The sequence below is a fragment of the Streptomyces griseus subsp. griseus genome (genome assembly GCF_000720255.1).
GTDB classification, from domain to species: domain Bacteria; phylum Actinomycetota; class Actinomycetes; order Streptomycetales; family Streptomycetaceae; genus Streptomyces; species Streptomyces griseus_I.
The window spans coordinates 76,120-89,892 of sequence record NZ_JOJE01000018.1 but is presented as its reverse complement, the minus strand read 5'-3'; the positions used below and the strand labels follow the sequence as shown (position 1 = coordinate 89,892).

The 13,773-nt window shown below is 70.3% G+C and carries 11 protein-coding genes, 1 pseudogene and 1 riboswitch; all 12 genes and pseudogenes read right to left on the bottom strand.

Features of this window, described 5'->3' with window-relative positions; translation table 11 throughout:
- Positions 1-170 precede the first annotated feature (170 nt).
- A complete protein-coding gene (locus IG99_RS24330) occupies positions 171-1,571 on the bottom strand; it encodes an NAD(P)/FAD-dependent oxidoreductase (RefSeq protein ID WP_078947874.1) in 1,401 nt (466 codons plus the stop codon).
- Between the two features lie 421 nt (positions 1,572-1,992).
- Positions 1,993-2,946: a Ppx/GppA phosphatase family protein gene (locus IG99_RS50450; protein ID WP_037677275.1), complete on the bottom strand. Its 954-nt coding sequence runs from the start codon at positions 2,944-2,946 to the stop codon at positions 1,993-1,995.
- Positions 2,947-3,150: 204 nt separating this feature from the next.
- Positions 3,151-3,555: pseudogene (locus IG99_RS50445) on the bottom strand (DUF501 domain-containing protein); the annotation flags it as partial.
- A 33-nt stretch (positions 3,556-3,588) separates the two neighbouring features.
- Positions 3,589-4,065, bottom strand: coding sequence for an FtsB family cell division protein (locus IG99_RS24320; protein ID WP_037677106.1), 477 nt, complete (start codon positions 4,063-4,065; stop codon positions 3,589-3,591).
- A gap of 107 nt (positions 4,066-4,172) precedes the next feature.
- Entirely contained in the window at positions 4,173-5,453 is a 1,281-nt protein-coding gene (eno, locus tag IG99_RS24315; RefSeq protein ID WP_037677274.1) for a phosphopyruvate hydratase, read from the bottom strand.
- Positions 5,454-5,765: 312 nt separating this feature from the next.
- Positions 5,766-6,482, bottom strand: a complete 717-nt coding sequence (locus tag IG99_RS24310) for a LysM peptidoglycan-binding domain-containing protein (RefSeq protein ID WP_037677105.1) — start codon at positions 6,480-6,482, stop codon at positions 5,766-5,768.
- Between the two features lie 4 nt (positions 6,483-6,486).
- A riboswitch (cyclic di-AMP (ydaO/yuaA leader) is annotated at positions 6,487-6,655 on the bottom strand.
- 197 nt (positions 6,656-6,852) lie between these two features.
- Positions 6,853-7,890: a LysM peptidoglycan-binding domain-containing protein gene (locus IG99_RS24305; RefSeq protein WP_037677104.1), complete on the bottom strand. Its 1,038-nt coding sequence runs from the start codon at positions 7,888-7,890 to the stop codon at positions 6,853-6,855.
- 183 nt (positions 7,891-8,073) lie between these two features.
- A complete protein-coding gene (locus tag IG99_RS24300) occupies positions 8,074-9,345 on the bottom strand; it encodes a cytochrome P450 family protein (protein WP_037677103.1) in 1,272 nt (423 codons plus the stop codon).
- Positions 9,346-9,394: 49 nt separating this feature from the next.
- A complete protein-coding gene (locus tag IG99_RS24295) occupies positions 9,395-10,363 on the bottom strand; it encodes a nucleoside triphosphate pyrophosphohydrolase (protein ID WP_037677101.1) in 969 nt (322 codons plus the stop codon).
- A 132-nt stretch (positions 10,364-10,495) separates the two neighbouring features.
- Positions 10,496-11,143 (bottom strand): SurA N-terminal domain-containing protein, encoded by a 648-nt coding sequence (locus IG99_RS24290; RefSeq protein WP_037677099.1) that lies wholly within the window; start codon positions 11,141-11,143, stop codon positions 10,496-10,498.
- A gap of 171 nt (positions 11,144-11,314) precedes the next feature.
- Positions 11,315-12,142, bottom strand: coding sequence for a glycoside hydrolase domain-containing protein (locus IG99_RS24285; RefSeq protein ID WP_037677097.1), 828 nt, complete (start codon positions 12,140-12,142; stop codon positions 11,315-11,317).
- A 127-nt stretch (positions 12,143-12,269) separates the two neighbouring features.
- Positions 12,270-13,760, bottom strand: coding sequence for a serine/threonine-protein kinase (locus IG99_RS24280; protein WP_267882556.1), 1,491 nt, complete (start codon positions 13,758-13,760; stop codon positions 12,270-12,272).
- Positions 13,761-13,773: the final 13 nt, after the last annotated feature.

The window sequence follows — 13,773 nt, the reverse complement described above, 5'->3', positions numbered from 1 at the left end:
CGTGACGAACGATCCCGGAATGTCCAGCACCACGTAAACATCTGCGGGGCCCGGCCACACTCCCCCACGCGCGTCACAGATCAGGAAAGAAACAGTCAGACGAACGCGGAGGGACCTCCCGCACCACGGATGGCGGGAGGTCCCTCGGGTTGTTCAGGTGACCGGGAGGGTCAGGAGGCCTTGGCCTTCTCCTCGGCCTTCTCGGTCTTCTCGGACTTGCTCGCGGCGGCGACCGGCGCCGGCTTGGCTGCCTCGTAGAACTCCTCACGCGGAGTCTCCAGGGCGCCCAGGGCGACGACCTCACGCTTGAGGAACATGCCGAGGGTCCAGTCGGCGAAGACGCGGATCTTGCGGTTCCAGGTCGGCATGGCCAGACCGTGGTAGCCGCGGTGCATGTACCAGGCGAGACGGCCCTTGAGCTTGATCTTCATCTTGCCCATGACGATCATCGCGACGCCCTTGTGGAGGCCGAGGCCGGCCACCGCGCCCTTGTTGGAGTGCGCGTACTCCTTCTGCGGGAAGCCCCGCATGCCGGAGACCACGTTGTCGCCGAGGACCCTCGCCTGACGCAGCGCGTGCTGGGCGTTGGGCGGGCACCAGGCGTTCTCGACACCGGCCTTGCGGGCGGCGACGTCCGGGACCTGGGCGTTGTCGCCGGCGGCCCAGATGTAGTCCGTGCCCTTGACCTGCAGCGAGGGCTCGCAGTCGATGTGACCGCGGGGGCCGAGCGGCAGACCGTAGCGGGACAGGGCCGGGTTCGGCTTGACGCCGGCCGTCCAGACGATCGTGTTGGAGTCGACCTCGAGGCCGTTCTTCAGCACGACGTGACCGTCGACGCAGGAGTCCATCGAGGTGGAGAGGTAGACCTCGACCCCGCGGGCCTCCAGGTGCTCCTTGCCGTACTGGCCGAGCTTGGGGCCGACCTCGGGGAGGATCTTGTCGGCGGCGTCGACGAGGACGAAGCGCATGTCCTCGCGGGACACGTTCTTGTAGTACTTGGCCGCGTCGCGGGCCATGTCCTCGACCTCACCGATGGTCTCCGCACCGGCGAAGCCGCCGCCGATGAAGACGAAGGTGAGCGCCTTGCGGCGGATCTCCTCGTCGGTGGTGGAGTCGGCCTTGTCGAGCTGCTCGAGGACGTGGTTGCGCAGGCCGATGGCCTCCTCGATGCCCTTCATGCCGATGCCCTGCTCGGCGAGGCCGGGGATCGGGAAGGTGCGGGAGACCGCGCCGAGCGCGACGACCAGGTAGTCGAAGGGCAGCTCGTACGCCTCGCCGACCAGCGGGGCGACCGTGGCGACCTTGCGGTCCTGGTCGATGGTGGTGACCCGGCCGGTGAGGACCTCCGCCTTGGGAAGCACGCGTCGCAGCGGGACGACGACGTGACGCGGGGAGATGCTGCCGGCGGCGGTTTCGGGGAGGAAGGGCTGGTAGGTCATGTACGACCGGGGGTCGACGACCGTGACGGTCGCCTCGCCGTAGCGCATCTTCTTGAGGATGCGCCGAGCTGCGTACAGGCCTACGTACCCACCGCCTACTACGAGGATCCTGGGACGCTCCGTGGTGCTCATGCCATCGAGTATCCACCCGCTCCAGGGGGGTCGCTCGTGCGCCCCTTCACAAGCTCTGACGGGGTGTGTGCTATCCTCCGCGGCCCGCGTGATCCACATCATGATGACAACCGGGAACCCGTGTGCACTACAGCCCGTTGTCAATGCCGCGTGAGCTGCCTCTCTGGCCCGCGAGCACCCCTGTGAGCCACCGCTCGACCCGCCCTCCGGGCCCCCTCTCACGCACCCTCATATCACGCTTCTGAACACGTTCAAAGCCCCATCGGCCCCCCGGAAGGGTCAACGCACCCCTTCTCGTCGCTCAGGAGTGCCGATTTCCTTGTGAAGAACTTCACGAACTTTTCCGCCAAGGCCCGTCCGAAGGGTTCCTCCGAGCCCTTCGGACGCGCTCATACGTGATCCACGCCTGCTCAGAAGGGGCCTACGCCACCGAGAAGGCGATGCCGTCGAGGATGTCGTGCTCGCTCACCACGACCTCCTCGGCGCCGACGCGTTCCATGATCGACAGGAGGACGAGGGCGCCCGCCGCGATCACGTCGACACGGCCGGGGTGCATGGAGGGGATGGCCGCGCGGTCGGCGTGGGTGGAGCGCAGGAGGCGGTCGGTGATCTCGCGGACGGTGTCGCGGGAGACGCGGGAGTGGTGGATGGCGGTCGAGTCGTACTCGGGGAGGTTCTGGGCGATCGCCGACACCGTCGTCACGGAACCGGCGAGGCCGACCAGGGTGCGTGCCTCGCGCAGGGGCACGGTCTCCCCGGCCAGGTCGAGGGCCGCCTCGATGTCGGCCCGCATCGCCGCGATCTGCTCCTCGGTGGGCGGGTCGGTGACCGCGCCGTCGCGCACGAGGTGCCGCTCGGTCATCCGGACGCAGCCGACGTCGACGGAGCGCGCCGCGCGGACGTGGCCGTCGCCGACGACGAACTCGGTCGAGCCGCCGCCGATGTCCACGACGAGGTAGGGCCGCGCGAGGTCGTCGCGCCCCTTGAGTTCCTTCGTCGCCCCGGTGAAGGAGAACTCCGCCTCCTGCTCGCCAGAGATGACCTCGGGCTCGACGCCGAGGATGTCCACCACGCCGCGCACGAAGTCGTCGCGGTTGGAGGCGTCCCGGGAGGCCGACGTGGCCACGAACCGCACCTTGCCCGCGCCCAGTTCGCGGATCACGTCCGCGTACTCGCGGCACGCCGCGAACGTGCGCTCCAGCGCCTCGGGCGCCAGCCGGCCCGTACGGTCCACGTCCTGGCCGAGCCGCACGATCGTCATGCGCCGGTCCAGCTCCAGCAGTTCACCCGTCTCGGCGTTCACGTCCGCGACGAGAAGGCGGATGGAGTTCGTACCGCAGTCGACCGCCGCGACGCGGCTGAAACCGGCGGGCACCGCGGGCGCCTCCGCGAGGGAACCGCTGCGGGCCTCGGCGGGATCGGAGACCGTCCCCTCCTCGCCGGGGTGCTCGTCCGCCGGGTCCGGCGCCACGAGCGGCTGCACGCACGGGCCCTTGCGCCACCACTCCGGCAGCATCGCGAGCGCCTCGTCGCCCAGCGGGTTCACACCGGGCCCCGCGGCCAGCGAGTGGCCCACCAGTACGTGCAGGCACTTCACCCGGTCCGGCATCCCGCCCGCGCTGGGGAAGCCCTTCAGGACCTCGATGGCGTCACGGCGCGCGATGTAGTCCTCGTGCGCGGCACGGTACGCGGCGGCGAGTTCCGGATCGGTCTGCAGCCGCTCCGTCATCTCCTTCATGACGCCGTTCGCCTCCAGCGTGCCGATCGCCGAGGCGGCGCGCGGGCACGTCAGGTAGTACAGCGTCGGGAAGGGCGTGCCGTCGGGCAGGCGGGGGGCGGTCTCGACGACGTCCGGCTGGCCGCACGGGCACCGGTGCGCGATCGCGCGCAGCCCGCGCGGCGGGCGTCCGAGCTGCTGCTTGAAGGCCTCGACGTCGGCGTCGGTGGGCTCGGTGCGCGGGGTGGTCGGCGGGGGCGTTTCCATGCCTGTCTTTCTATCGGTCTCGCTGGTCGGGTCTCACTGGTCCGACGCGTCGGACATGTCGATCCCGTCCCAGACGTTCACGTACCAGGGGCGGTCGGCCGCCACCAGGTCGGCGCGTGCCTGCCTGGCCGCGGCCGGGTCGATCACGATGTAACCGGTCTCGCCGGGCATCACATAGTGCAGCCGCTGCCGGATCTGCTGCTCCGCGTACGCGTCGTCCTGCCAGCGCGCCTTGAGGTCGCGCAGCTGTTCGACCCGCTGTCTGGCCTGTGCCTTCTCCCGCTCCAGATCGGCGATCTCGGCGCGCTGGGAGACGTACGCCCTTATCGGGTAGGCGACGGCCACGATCAGCGTGCACAGCACCAGGGCGAGCAGCGCCGCCCGGCTGGTCAGGCGGGAGCGGCGGGCCTGCCGCTTCGTCTGGGAGCGGTAGACACGGGCCGCCGTCTGCTCGCCGAGCAACCGGATCCTGGTCGCGGTGGAGAAACGGTCCCGGTCCTTCACGGCCATGTCCGCGTCTCCCCTTTCACACGTGCGTACGTCCCCGCACACGGTACGGGACCGAGTACGGGGACGTACGTACGACTGGCTAAGGGTTGACCCTGACGGTCAGTCCGTCAGCCCTTGAAGCGGGGGAACGCGCTGCGGCCCGCGTACACCGCCGCGTCGTCGAGGATCTCCTCGATGCGCAGCAGCTGGTTGTACTTGGCGACGCGCTCGGAGCGGGCCGGGGCGCCGGTCTTGATCTGGCCGCAGTTGGTGGCGACGGCGAGGTCGGCGATGGTGACGTCCTCGGTCTCACCGGAGCGGTGGGACATCATGCACTTGAAGCCGTTGCGCTGGGCCAGCTCGACGGCGTCCAGGGTCTCGGTCAGCGAACCGATCTGGTTGACCTTGACCAGCAGGGCGTTGGCGGCGCCCTCCTCGATACCGCGGGCGAGGCGCTCGGGGTTGGTGACGAACAGGTCGTCACCGACGAGCTGGACCTTGTCGCCGAGCTTGTCGGTGATGGTCTTCCAGCCGGCCCAGTCGTCCTCGAACAGCGGGTCCTCGATGGAGACCAGCGGGTACGCCTCGACGAGCTCGGCGTAGTAGTCGGTCATCTCGGCGGCGGAGCGCGTCTTGCCCTCGAAGACGTAGGAGCCGTCCTTGTAGAACTCGGACGCGGCGACGTCGAGCGCGAGGGCGATCTGCTCGCCGGGGGTGTAGCCGGCTTCCTTGACGGCCTCGAGGATGAGGTCGAGGGCCTCACGGTTGGAGCCGAGGTTCGGGGCGAAGCCGCCCTCGTCGCCGAGGCCGGTGGCCAGGCCCTTGCTCTTCAGGACCTTCTTGAGGGTGTGGTAGACCTCGGTGCCCCAGCGCAGCGCCTCGGAGAAGGACTCCGCGCCGATCGGGGCGATCATGAACTCCTGGATGTCCACGTTGGAGTCGGCGTGCGAGCCGCCGTTCAGGATGTTCATCATCGGCACCGGCAGCAGGTGCGCGTTCGGGCCGCCCAGGTAGCGGAAGAGGGGGAGGTCGCTGGCCTCGGAGGCGGCGTGGGCGACGGCGAGCGAGACGCCGAGGATGGCGTTGGCGCCGAGCGAGCCCTTGTTGTCGGTGGCGTCCAGGTCGAACATGGCCTGGTCGATCAGGCGCTGCTCGGTGGCGTCGTAGCCGACCAGCTCCGGGCCGATCTGCTCGATGACGGCCAGGACGGCCTTCTCGACACCCTTGCCCTGGTAGCGGCTCGGGTCACCGTCGCGGAGCTCGATGGCCTCGAAGGCGCCCGTGGAGGCGCCGGACGGGACGGCGGCACGACCCGTGCTGCCGTCGTCGAGGCCGACCTCGACCTCGACCGTGGGGTTGCCTCGGGAGTCCAGGATTTCCCGGGCTACGACGACGTCGATGGACGGCACGAGCATCTCCTTCATGGGATGTGACGCTGGAAGTGCGGGGCCCGTGGGCCTTGCGACTAGAGCCTAACCGCCCCCGGGGCATCGGCAGCCGACCGACCGCCTCGTGGACAGGCTGACGGTACACATTGTTCCCGGCCGGAACAATCGATGGCGGGTAACGAGCGGCAGACGGGCAGAGAAAACCCCGCCCCGGTGCGTACGGGGGACGACGCACCGGGGCGGGGAGCCCGTGGGGGCCGGGGGCCCTCATCCGTCCCCCCACTGTGGAGGAGACGGCCATCAGGGCGCTATGGACCGGCTGAAGCCCTCGTGTCACTTGAGGTGCAGCTGCTGGCCCGGGTAGATGAGGTTGGCGTCCTCGACGATGTCCTTGTTCAGCTCGAACAGCTTCTCCCAGCCGCCCGCGACCTTCTGCTTCGTGGCGATCGAGCTGAGGGTGTCACCCGCGACGACCTTGTACTCGCCGTCGCCCTTCTTGACCTTCTTGCCGGTCGGGGTGGTGACGGTCTTCTTGGCGGCCGGACGCTCGGTGGAGCGGGAGGCCTGCTGCTCGCTGGAGCGGTCGGCGGTGCTGTTGGAGGAGGAGCCGCTGGAGGAGCTGCTGGAGCTGCCGCTGGAGCTGCTCGACGAGGAGGTGTCGGCGCTGCCGCCGGTGGAGGCGCCCGAGAGGCCCTTGCCGCAGACCGGCCAGGCGCCCTTGCCCTGGGAGGCGAGGACCTTCTCGGCGACCGCGATCTGCTGCGCCTTGCTGGCCTGGTTGGCCTGCGCGGCGTACTGCGTGCCGCCGTACGCGGCCCAGGTGGAGGCGGAGAACTGCAGACCGCCGTAGTAGCCGTTGCCGGTGTTGATGGACCAGTTTCCGCCCGACTCGCACTGGGCGACCGCGTCCCATTCGGAGGTGGTGGCGGCGGAGGCGTTGCCGGCCGCCATCAGCGGGGCGGCGACGGCGGCGCCGGTCACACCGGCGATGGCGATGGCACGGGTGGCCTTGGACGGACGACGGTGCTTGCCCTTGCCGGAAAACAGCATGGTTGGATCCCCTCACCGACGCCTACGAGGTGAGCTGTCGGGTTCGGGCCGGTTGAGTTGCCCGGCCGCACCTCTCACGAGGCGCGGCTTCACCCCAAGCCGGATCCGGTCTCAACGACCGGGCCCAGCACTAACCTTGGGTCCCCCGCTCCTGCCTACGGCGCTTTACGCGACGACTGTTCCCTGGCGGCCGCTGGCAGGATTCGGCGTAGCGGCAACCGGTGCTCGCGGTGGCGAGCGGTCATGACCGTAGACACGCGAACCGCGGAATTTCAAAGACGATCAGGGCTTCTGAGACTCATCCCACACTTTCGCCAAATTGGACATTCAGCGCTAAATGTGGCGTGAACTCCCGCTCTTTTTCGCCCTATTAGGCCCCGACTCGAAGGGTCTGACCGGCGGAGATGTTGTTCGGGTCGGCACCGATCGCCTGCCGGTTCTCGGCGTAGAGCTCGGACCATCCGCCGTCGAGGCCAAGGGAGTCGGCGATGGACGCCAGAGTGTCACCGGGGCGGACGGTGTAGGCGTGACGGCCGGTGGAGGCCGCCTTCGCTCCGGCGTCCACGCTCTCGCCGGCGCCCTCGTCGGCGCTGCCGCCGCGGTGCCGACCGGTGCCGCCACCGATGGAGCCGGTGTCGACGAGACTCCAGGAACCGGCACTTTGCTGCGCCTTGTCCGATTCGTCGGCCTTGCCGACCGTGCGGTCCTCCGCGGGGGAACTCTCGGGACTCTGCGAAGCCTCCCCGCCGGAGTCGGCGGAGGAATCAGACTTCGCGGACTTGTCCGACTCGGCGGAAGAAGAGGGCGAAGAGGATGAAGGGGACGGCTTCTCGGTGGATCCGGTAGCGGAGTCGTCCTGAGCGCTGGCGGGATCCGAGGGCCGATCGGACGCCCCGGAGGAACCGGAGGAGGACTCGGAGGACGATTCGGAAGAACCTGAGGAGTTGGACGATCCGGGCGAACCGGATGAATTGTCCAGACCCCGCGAGGGGACCTCGTCGGCCGCGCCCGTGTCGACGCCGGACGAACCCGAGTCCGAACCGAGCCCGGAGAGCAGTCCGCAGGTGGGCCAGGCGCCGGGGCCGATGTCGGCGAGGACCTTCTCGGCGACGGCTATCTGCTGGGAACGGCTGGCCTTGTCGGCACTGGAGGCGTACTCCAGGCCGCCGTACTTCTCCCAGCGCTCCTGGTTCAGGTGCAGGCCGCCGTAGAACCCGTTGCCCGTGTCGGCGCTCCACGCGCCGCCGGTCTCGCAGTCGGCCACCTTGTCCCACGTGGTGCCGTCGGCCGCGCTCGCGCCCGTTGCGCCGAGCAGCGGGATGGCGATGGCGGAGCCGGTCACTCCGGCGGCGACGAGGAGAGCCGGAGCCTGACGAGGGCGACGGTGGCGACCGTTCCCGGAGAGCATGCGGTGACCTTTCGCGAGACAGCACGTACCCACGCGGCGAGTGAAGCCGAGACGCCGCGTTGACGAGTGAACGTATCGACAGCCGATCACTTGTCACAAGTTAATGCCGCGTAGATCACGTGAAGATCACAGAGTTGCATGCATGCCATCTGGCTGGATCGGGTACACAGCGCACTCGCTCCGTCACCGTGGCGGCGTGAACTCCACGGGCAGTGTGCGCAGTCCCCGCATGATGAGACCGCCCCGCCACCTCAAGTCCGCCGGGTCCGCCGCGAGTCGCAGGTCGGGAAGGCGGGTGAGGAGCGTGGCGAGCGCGGTCTGCCCCTCCAGCCGGGCCAGCGGCGCGCCGAGGCAGTAGTGGATGCCGTGCCCGTACCCCAGGTGCTGGTTGTCACGCCGCCCGAGGTCGAGGACGTCGGGCTCAGCGAACCGCTCCGGGTCCCGGTCCGCGGCCGCGAGTACGACGAGGACGGGGTCTCCGGCCGCGATGTCCTGCCCGCCGATGCTGAGCGGTTCGGTGGCGAAGCGCCAGGTGGCGAGCTCGACGGGGCCGTCGTAGCGCAGGAGTTCCTCGACGCCGGTCTCCAGGAGACCGGTGTGTCCGGCCGCGAGGGAGTCCTGGAGGCGGGTCCGTTGCCCGGGGTGGGTGAGGAGGGCGAACGTGCCGTTGCCGATCAGGTTCACGGTCGTCTCGAACCCGGCGAACAGCAGGATGAACGCCATCGCGGCCGCCTCGTTCTCGGTGAGGTGCTCGCCGTGGTCGGAGGCGCGGATGAGGCCCGAGATGAGGTCCTCGCCGGGCGCGGACGTGGCGGGGAGCGCCTCGCGCTTGCGGTGGATGAGGTCGGCGAGATAGCCGCGCATCTTCTTCACCGACCGTGCGACTCCGCCCCGGGGGCCACCCCCGTGCCGGATCATCATGCCCGCCCAGTCCCGGAAGTCGTCCTGGTCCTCGCGCGGGACACCGAGCAGGTCGCAGATCGCGTAGATGGGGAGGGGGAAGGCGAACTCGTGGATGAGGTCGGCGGAGCCCCGGGTGGCGAACTGGTCGATGAGGTGGTCCGTGAGCTCCTGCACCCTCGGCGCGAATTCGGCGACCCTGCGGGGAGTGAAGGCCTTGCTGACGAGCCGTCGCAGGCGGGTGTGGTCCGGCGGGTCGATGTTGAGCAGATGCGTCATCAACTCGGCCTTGCGCTCGCCCGGAATACCGGTCTTGCCCTTGGCGTGCGCGGGCTCGTCGTGATGCTCGGGGTTCTTGCTGAGCCGCTGGTCGGCCAGCGTCTGCTTCGCGTCGGCGTACCGGGTGACCAGCCATGCCTCGACCCCACTGGGCAGCTTCGTCCGATGCACGGGGGCGTGCTCACGCAGCCAGGCGTACGCGGGGTAGGGGTCGGTCGCGAACTCCCAGGTGAAGAGGTCGGGGGCGGGAGTGGGGGGCTGAGGGGTGTTGGTCACTCCTTGACGGTAGCTGGCCTTCTCGGACCGTCCTGAGTCAGCGGTGGCGTCAGCCCTCCGCCGCCCGTATCGCGTCCCGGTACGCCCGGGCCGCAGCCCGCAGCGCCGCCTCGGGGTCGGCGCCGGCCGCCTCCGCCCGTACGGCCATCGCCAGCAGCTCGTAGCCGATGCCCTCACCCCGGGGCAGCGGGACGTCGAGAGCCGCCGTGCGGGCGCGGGAGGCCAGCTTCGCCGCGAGGGCCAGGCCCGGTTGGCCGAGGGGGACGCCCTCCGTCACCGATGTGCGCTGCTTCTCGACGGCCTTCGTGCGCAGCCAGTGCTCCTTGACCTCCTCGGGGGTCGACGCGGTCTCGTCGCCGAAGACATGGGGGTGGCGGTGGATGAGCTTGGCGACGATGGTGCCCGCGACGTCGTCGATGGAGAAGGGGGTGTCGGGGTCCTCCTCGGCGATGCGGGAGTGGAAGACCACCTGGAGCAGGACGTCGCCGAGTTCCTCGCGGAGTTCGTCGCGGTCGCCGTCCTCGATCGCCTCGACGAGTTCGTACGCCTCCTCGATGCCGTACTTGGCGAGGCCCTTGTGGGTCTGCTGGGACGACCAGGGGCATTCGGCGCGGATTCGGTCCATGACCTGGACGAGGTCGAGGAGGCGGGCGCCGGGCAGGTCGTAGGAGGCGGGGAGCAGCTCCAGCTCCGGCATGTGGACGCGCCCGGAGCCGGCGAGGCGGGCGAGGCCGTCCGTCAGGGTCGGTTCGCCCTCGCCGGTCGCCACGACCACCACCGTGCGGCCGCCGGCACAGGCGTCGACCAGGTCCTCGGAGGTCGGGATCGCCTCGTCGACGGTTATGCCGGCCTCGCGCAGATAGGGCAGCTGCGGGTGCGCGCCGTCCCCGCACAGCACCTGGTCGGCCGCGTGCAGCGCCTGCCAGGCGGGCCAGGACAGCAGGCCGGGGGCGACACGGTGAGAGGTGGTGAGCAGGACGATGCGGCCGGGAGCGGCTTCGGGGCGGGATGTGTTCACGCATCGAACGTAACGCACGCCGCGGACAGCGCAGCGGGGTTGTCCACAGGCCGGGTGACGTGGAGTGATCGTATGATCAGCCGTCCGCCTGGCCTGTGGACAACCCCGCTGGACAACCCCGCTGCGGCGCCCTTACGCCGACTCCTGCGTCCCCGACGCCGTGACCTCACGTACCCACGGCGTCTTCCCGTCCACCCTGCTGACCTTCTGGACGTCCCAGCTGCCGTAACGCGGGTTGAGGTCGACGGCCAGTTCCTCGGATGCCTTGGACAGGGCCTTCCAGAAGGCGGGCTGGCTGGTGTCGGTGCCGAGCCGGGCGGCGAGCTTCTGCGCCTCCAGCTGGAGGCGCAGGTTCTCGTCGAGGCGCTGCGGCGGGACCCCGTACTGCTGGAGCCAGGACACCTCCAGGCCCTTGGCCCCGCCGGCCTGCTGCTCCAGACCCGCTCGCATCCGCTGGACCTCGTTGCGGTCGACGGTGACACCGGCGTCCTGGGCGGCGCGCTGGAGGACCCGGTCGAGGACCATGCCGTGCAGGGTGTCCCGGGTGAGGGTGCCGGTCTGGGCGACCGCCTGCGCGTACTGCGCGTCGTCGCGCACCGCCGCGCGCTGGGCGGAGCGCACCTCCTTCACCCGGTTCTCCAGCTGGGAGACGGTGATCCGCTGGCCTCCGACGACGGCCGCCGCGCCCGGATGCGCATCGCTTCCGCAGGCGGACAGGAGGGGGGCCGACGCGACGATCGCGGCGGACAGCAGGAGCGCGGTGCGACGGCGGCGGTGCAAGGAAACCTCCCGAGGAGATTGTGCGACGGTGCACAAAGTCTTGCGGTGATCGATGGTAGGCAGTGGTCCAGCTCTGGCCAACCCATTCGACCAACGATTCACCACGAGTTCCGGCACCGCCGCGCGCCCGCCCCGGGAAGGCCGAACACGGAAACGGGACGGGAAGGCCCGTCAGCCGGTGATCGCCACCGGTCCGTCCCACGCGTCACGGTCCACGGTGATCGTGTAGCCGCCGCGGGACTCCTTGCTGTTGACCAGGTACTGGTGGCCCCGGCTGTGGTTGGTGAACTGCGTCGACCCGAACGGCCAGTCCGCCGTGGTGGTGTTCTGCTTGTCCCACAGCGCGTACCAGAGGTTGCCCGGCAGGTCCGTCTTGTCGGTGGCGTTCGCGATCGCCTTCGCGCTGGAGCTGGTGAAGCCGTAGTAGCCGCTGCGGTACGTCTTGGCGCGCAGTGCCTTGTCGAAAGCGCGCACGTACGTCAGGACGGCGTCGTTGCACGACTTGTTCGTGATGTCGTACGACTCCATGTCGAGGTAGACCGGGCTGCCGGCCTTGATGCCGAGGGCGGCGGACTTGGCGACCGCGTCCGCGGCGTCGCTCGCGCCGAGGGAGGCGGCGGTGGCGGCGGTGATCTTCTCGGGGCTGGAGCCGGTCTGGCAGGGCGGCTGGGCGCCGACGTAGAGCGGGATGAGCTTCCAGCCGACCGCGCTGACCGACTTCACCCACGAGGCGGTGAGGTTGGGCTGGGAACAGCCGCGGTTCTTGCCGCCGACGTAGACGGCCGCGGCGCCGTAGAAGCCGGTGTGCCAGGCCTTCATCGCGGAGAGGGAGGGCGCGGCGCAGGTGTCGAAGGCGCGGCCGGTGTAGGTGCGCTGCGCGGGCCAGGTGGTCGCCGCCATGGAGGTCTGCGCGGCGATGCCCGCTCCGGCGACGACGGCGGCGCCGGCCACCGTCCACGTGATGTATCTGCGCTTCTTCGACTGACGATGGCTGGACACGCCGGACCCCACCCCAAGGTTGTGCTGGTTGTTGCGAAACGGATCGCAACCTAATCAGCACTTCCACCGAATTTTGAAAACTCCGTCCCCGGAGACGGGCAAGATTCCTTCACGACACGGCAAAAACCTACCCGCGCACCTGTCCCAGCCACTGCAGGGTCCTGCGCACCTCCACGGCGAGCGGGTGCCCGGAGCCCTGGAGCCGCTCCACGTCGTGCAGCAGCCGCGCCAGGGTGTCGTGGGCTGCGGCGCGGTCGCCCAGGGCGAGGAGCAGGTGGCCGATGCGGCGGCGGACGTCGAGGGCGAGTTCGGGGTCGCCGGCCACGTACTGGTTCTCGTAGTACGGCAGCAGCGCGCGGTACTCGGCGAGCGCCGCCGCCGGTTCGCCCAGTTGTTCGAGGCACTGGGCGGCGTCGTAGCGGAAGCGCAGGGACTGCGTGTCGGCCTGGCCGGCTTCGGCGGCGCGTTCGTCGGCGAGGCGGCGCAGTTCGGGCAGCGCGCGCCGGTACTGGCCGTCGTCCATGAGCGTGGCCGCGTACTGCTTGCGCAGGGTGCGTACCACCGGGGAGTGCTCGCCGTGCTGTTCGGCCGCGGCGGGCAGGATCGCGCCCAGGATGTCGACGGCCTGTGTGATGCGGCCCTCCCCGAGCAGTCGCTTGACCTCGTCGACGGCGGCGGCGACGTCCGGCTTGTCGGCGGCGGGCGCGGCAGGGGCGGCCTGCGGCTGGGGCGCCGGCGTGCGCGCGCGGTCCGGCCAGGGGGCGTGCGGGCGGAGGAAGGGGCGCGTGGGGTCGAGGGGCGCCCCGGTGGGCGTCCCGCGCGCGGGCAGCAGGAGCTCCAGGTGCTCGTACACCTCCTGCGCGGAGGCGGGCCGGTGCTGCGGGTCCTTGGCGAGCAGGCGCAGCACCAGCGCTTCGAGCGCCTCGGGGACCTCGGGACGGGTCCGGCGCACCGGCAGCGGCGGCTCGTACAGGTGCCGGTGCAGCACCCCGAGCGCCGTGGATCCGGAGAACGGCACGTCCCCGCTGAGCAGCTCGTGCAGCAGCACGCCGAGCGCGTACAGGTCGGTGTACGGGCCGACCGCGCCGCCCATCGCCTGCTCGGGGGCCATGTACGCGGGCGAGCCGATGGGCGAACCGGTGTGCGTCAGGCGGGTGGTGTCGGTGTCCATGACGGAGGCCACGCCCAGGTCCAGAACGGTGACCGTGCCGTCCTGCTTCACCATCACGTTGCGCGGCTTGAGGTCGCGGTGCACGATCGGCACGGCGTGCACGGCGCTCAGCACGGCGCACAGCTGCGCGGCGACCGCGACCGCCCACTGCCAGGGATACGGCTCGTGCTCGGCGAGGTGGTCGGAGAGGTCGGCGCCGTCGACGTACTGCATGACGAGGAACAACTCCTCGCCCTCACTGCCCGCGTCGTGCACGGTCACCAGGCCGGGGTGGTCGACCTGGGCGGTCACCCGGCACTCGCGCACGAAGCGGCGGCGCAGCTCGTCGGCCTCCTGGCCCGCCACCTTGTCGGGGCGCAGCAGTTTCACCGCCACGCGCCGGTCGAGACGCCGGTCGTAGGCCGTCCAGACCTGGCCCATGCCGCCCTGCCCGATGAGCGTGGCCAGTTCGTACCGGCCG

Bases quoted from the DNA above. Each gene is read 5' to 3' on its own strand.
- IG99_RS24310 (WP_037677105.1), bottom strand. From the start codon at position 6,482: ATGCTGTTTTCCGGCAAGGGCAAGCACCGTCGTCCGTCCAAGGCCACC.
- IG99_RS24320 (WP_037677106.1), bottom strand. From the start codon at position 4,065: ATGGCCGTGAAGGACCGGGACCGTTTCTCCACCGCGACCAGGATCCGG.
- IG99_RS24305 (WP_037677104.1), bottom strand. From the start codon at position 7,890: ATGCTCTCCGGGAACGGTCGCCACCGTCGCCCTCGTCAGGCTCCGGCT.
- IG99_RS24330 (WP_078947874.1), bottom strand. From the start codon at position 1,571: ATGAGCACCACGGAGCGTCCCAGGATCCTCGTAGTAGGCGGTGGGTAC.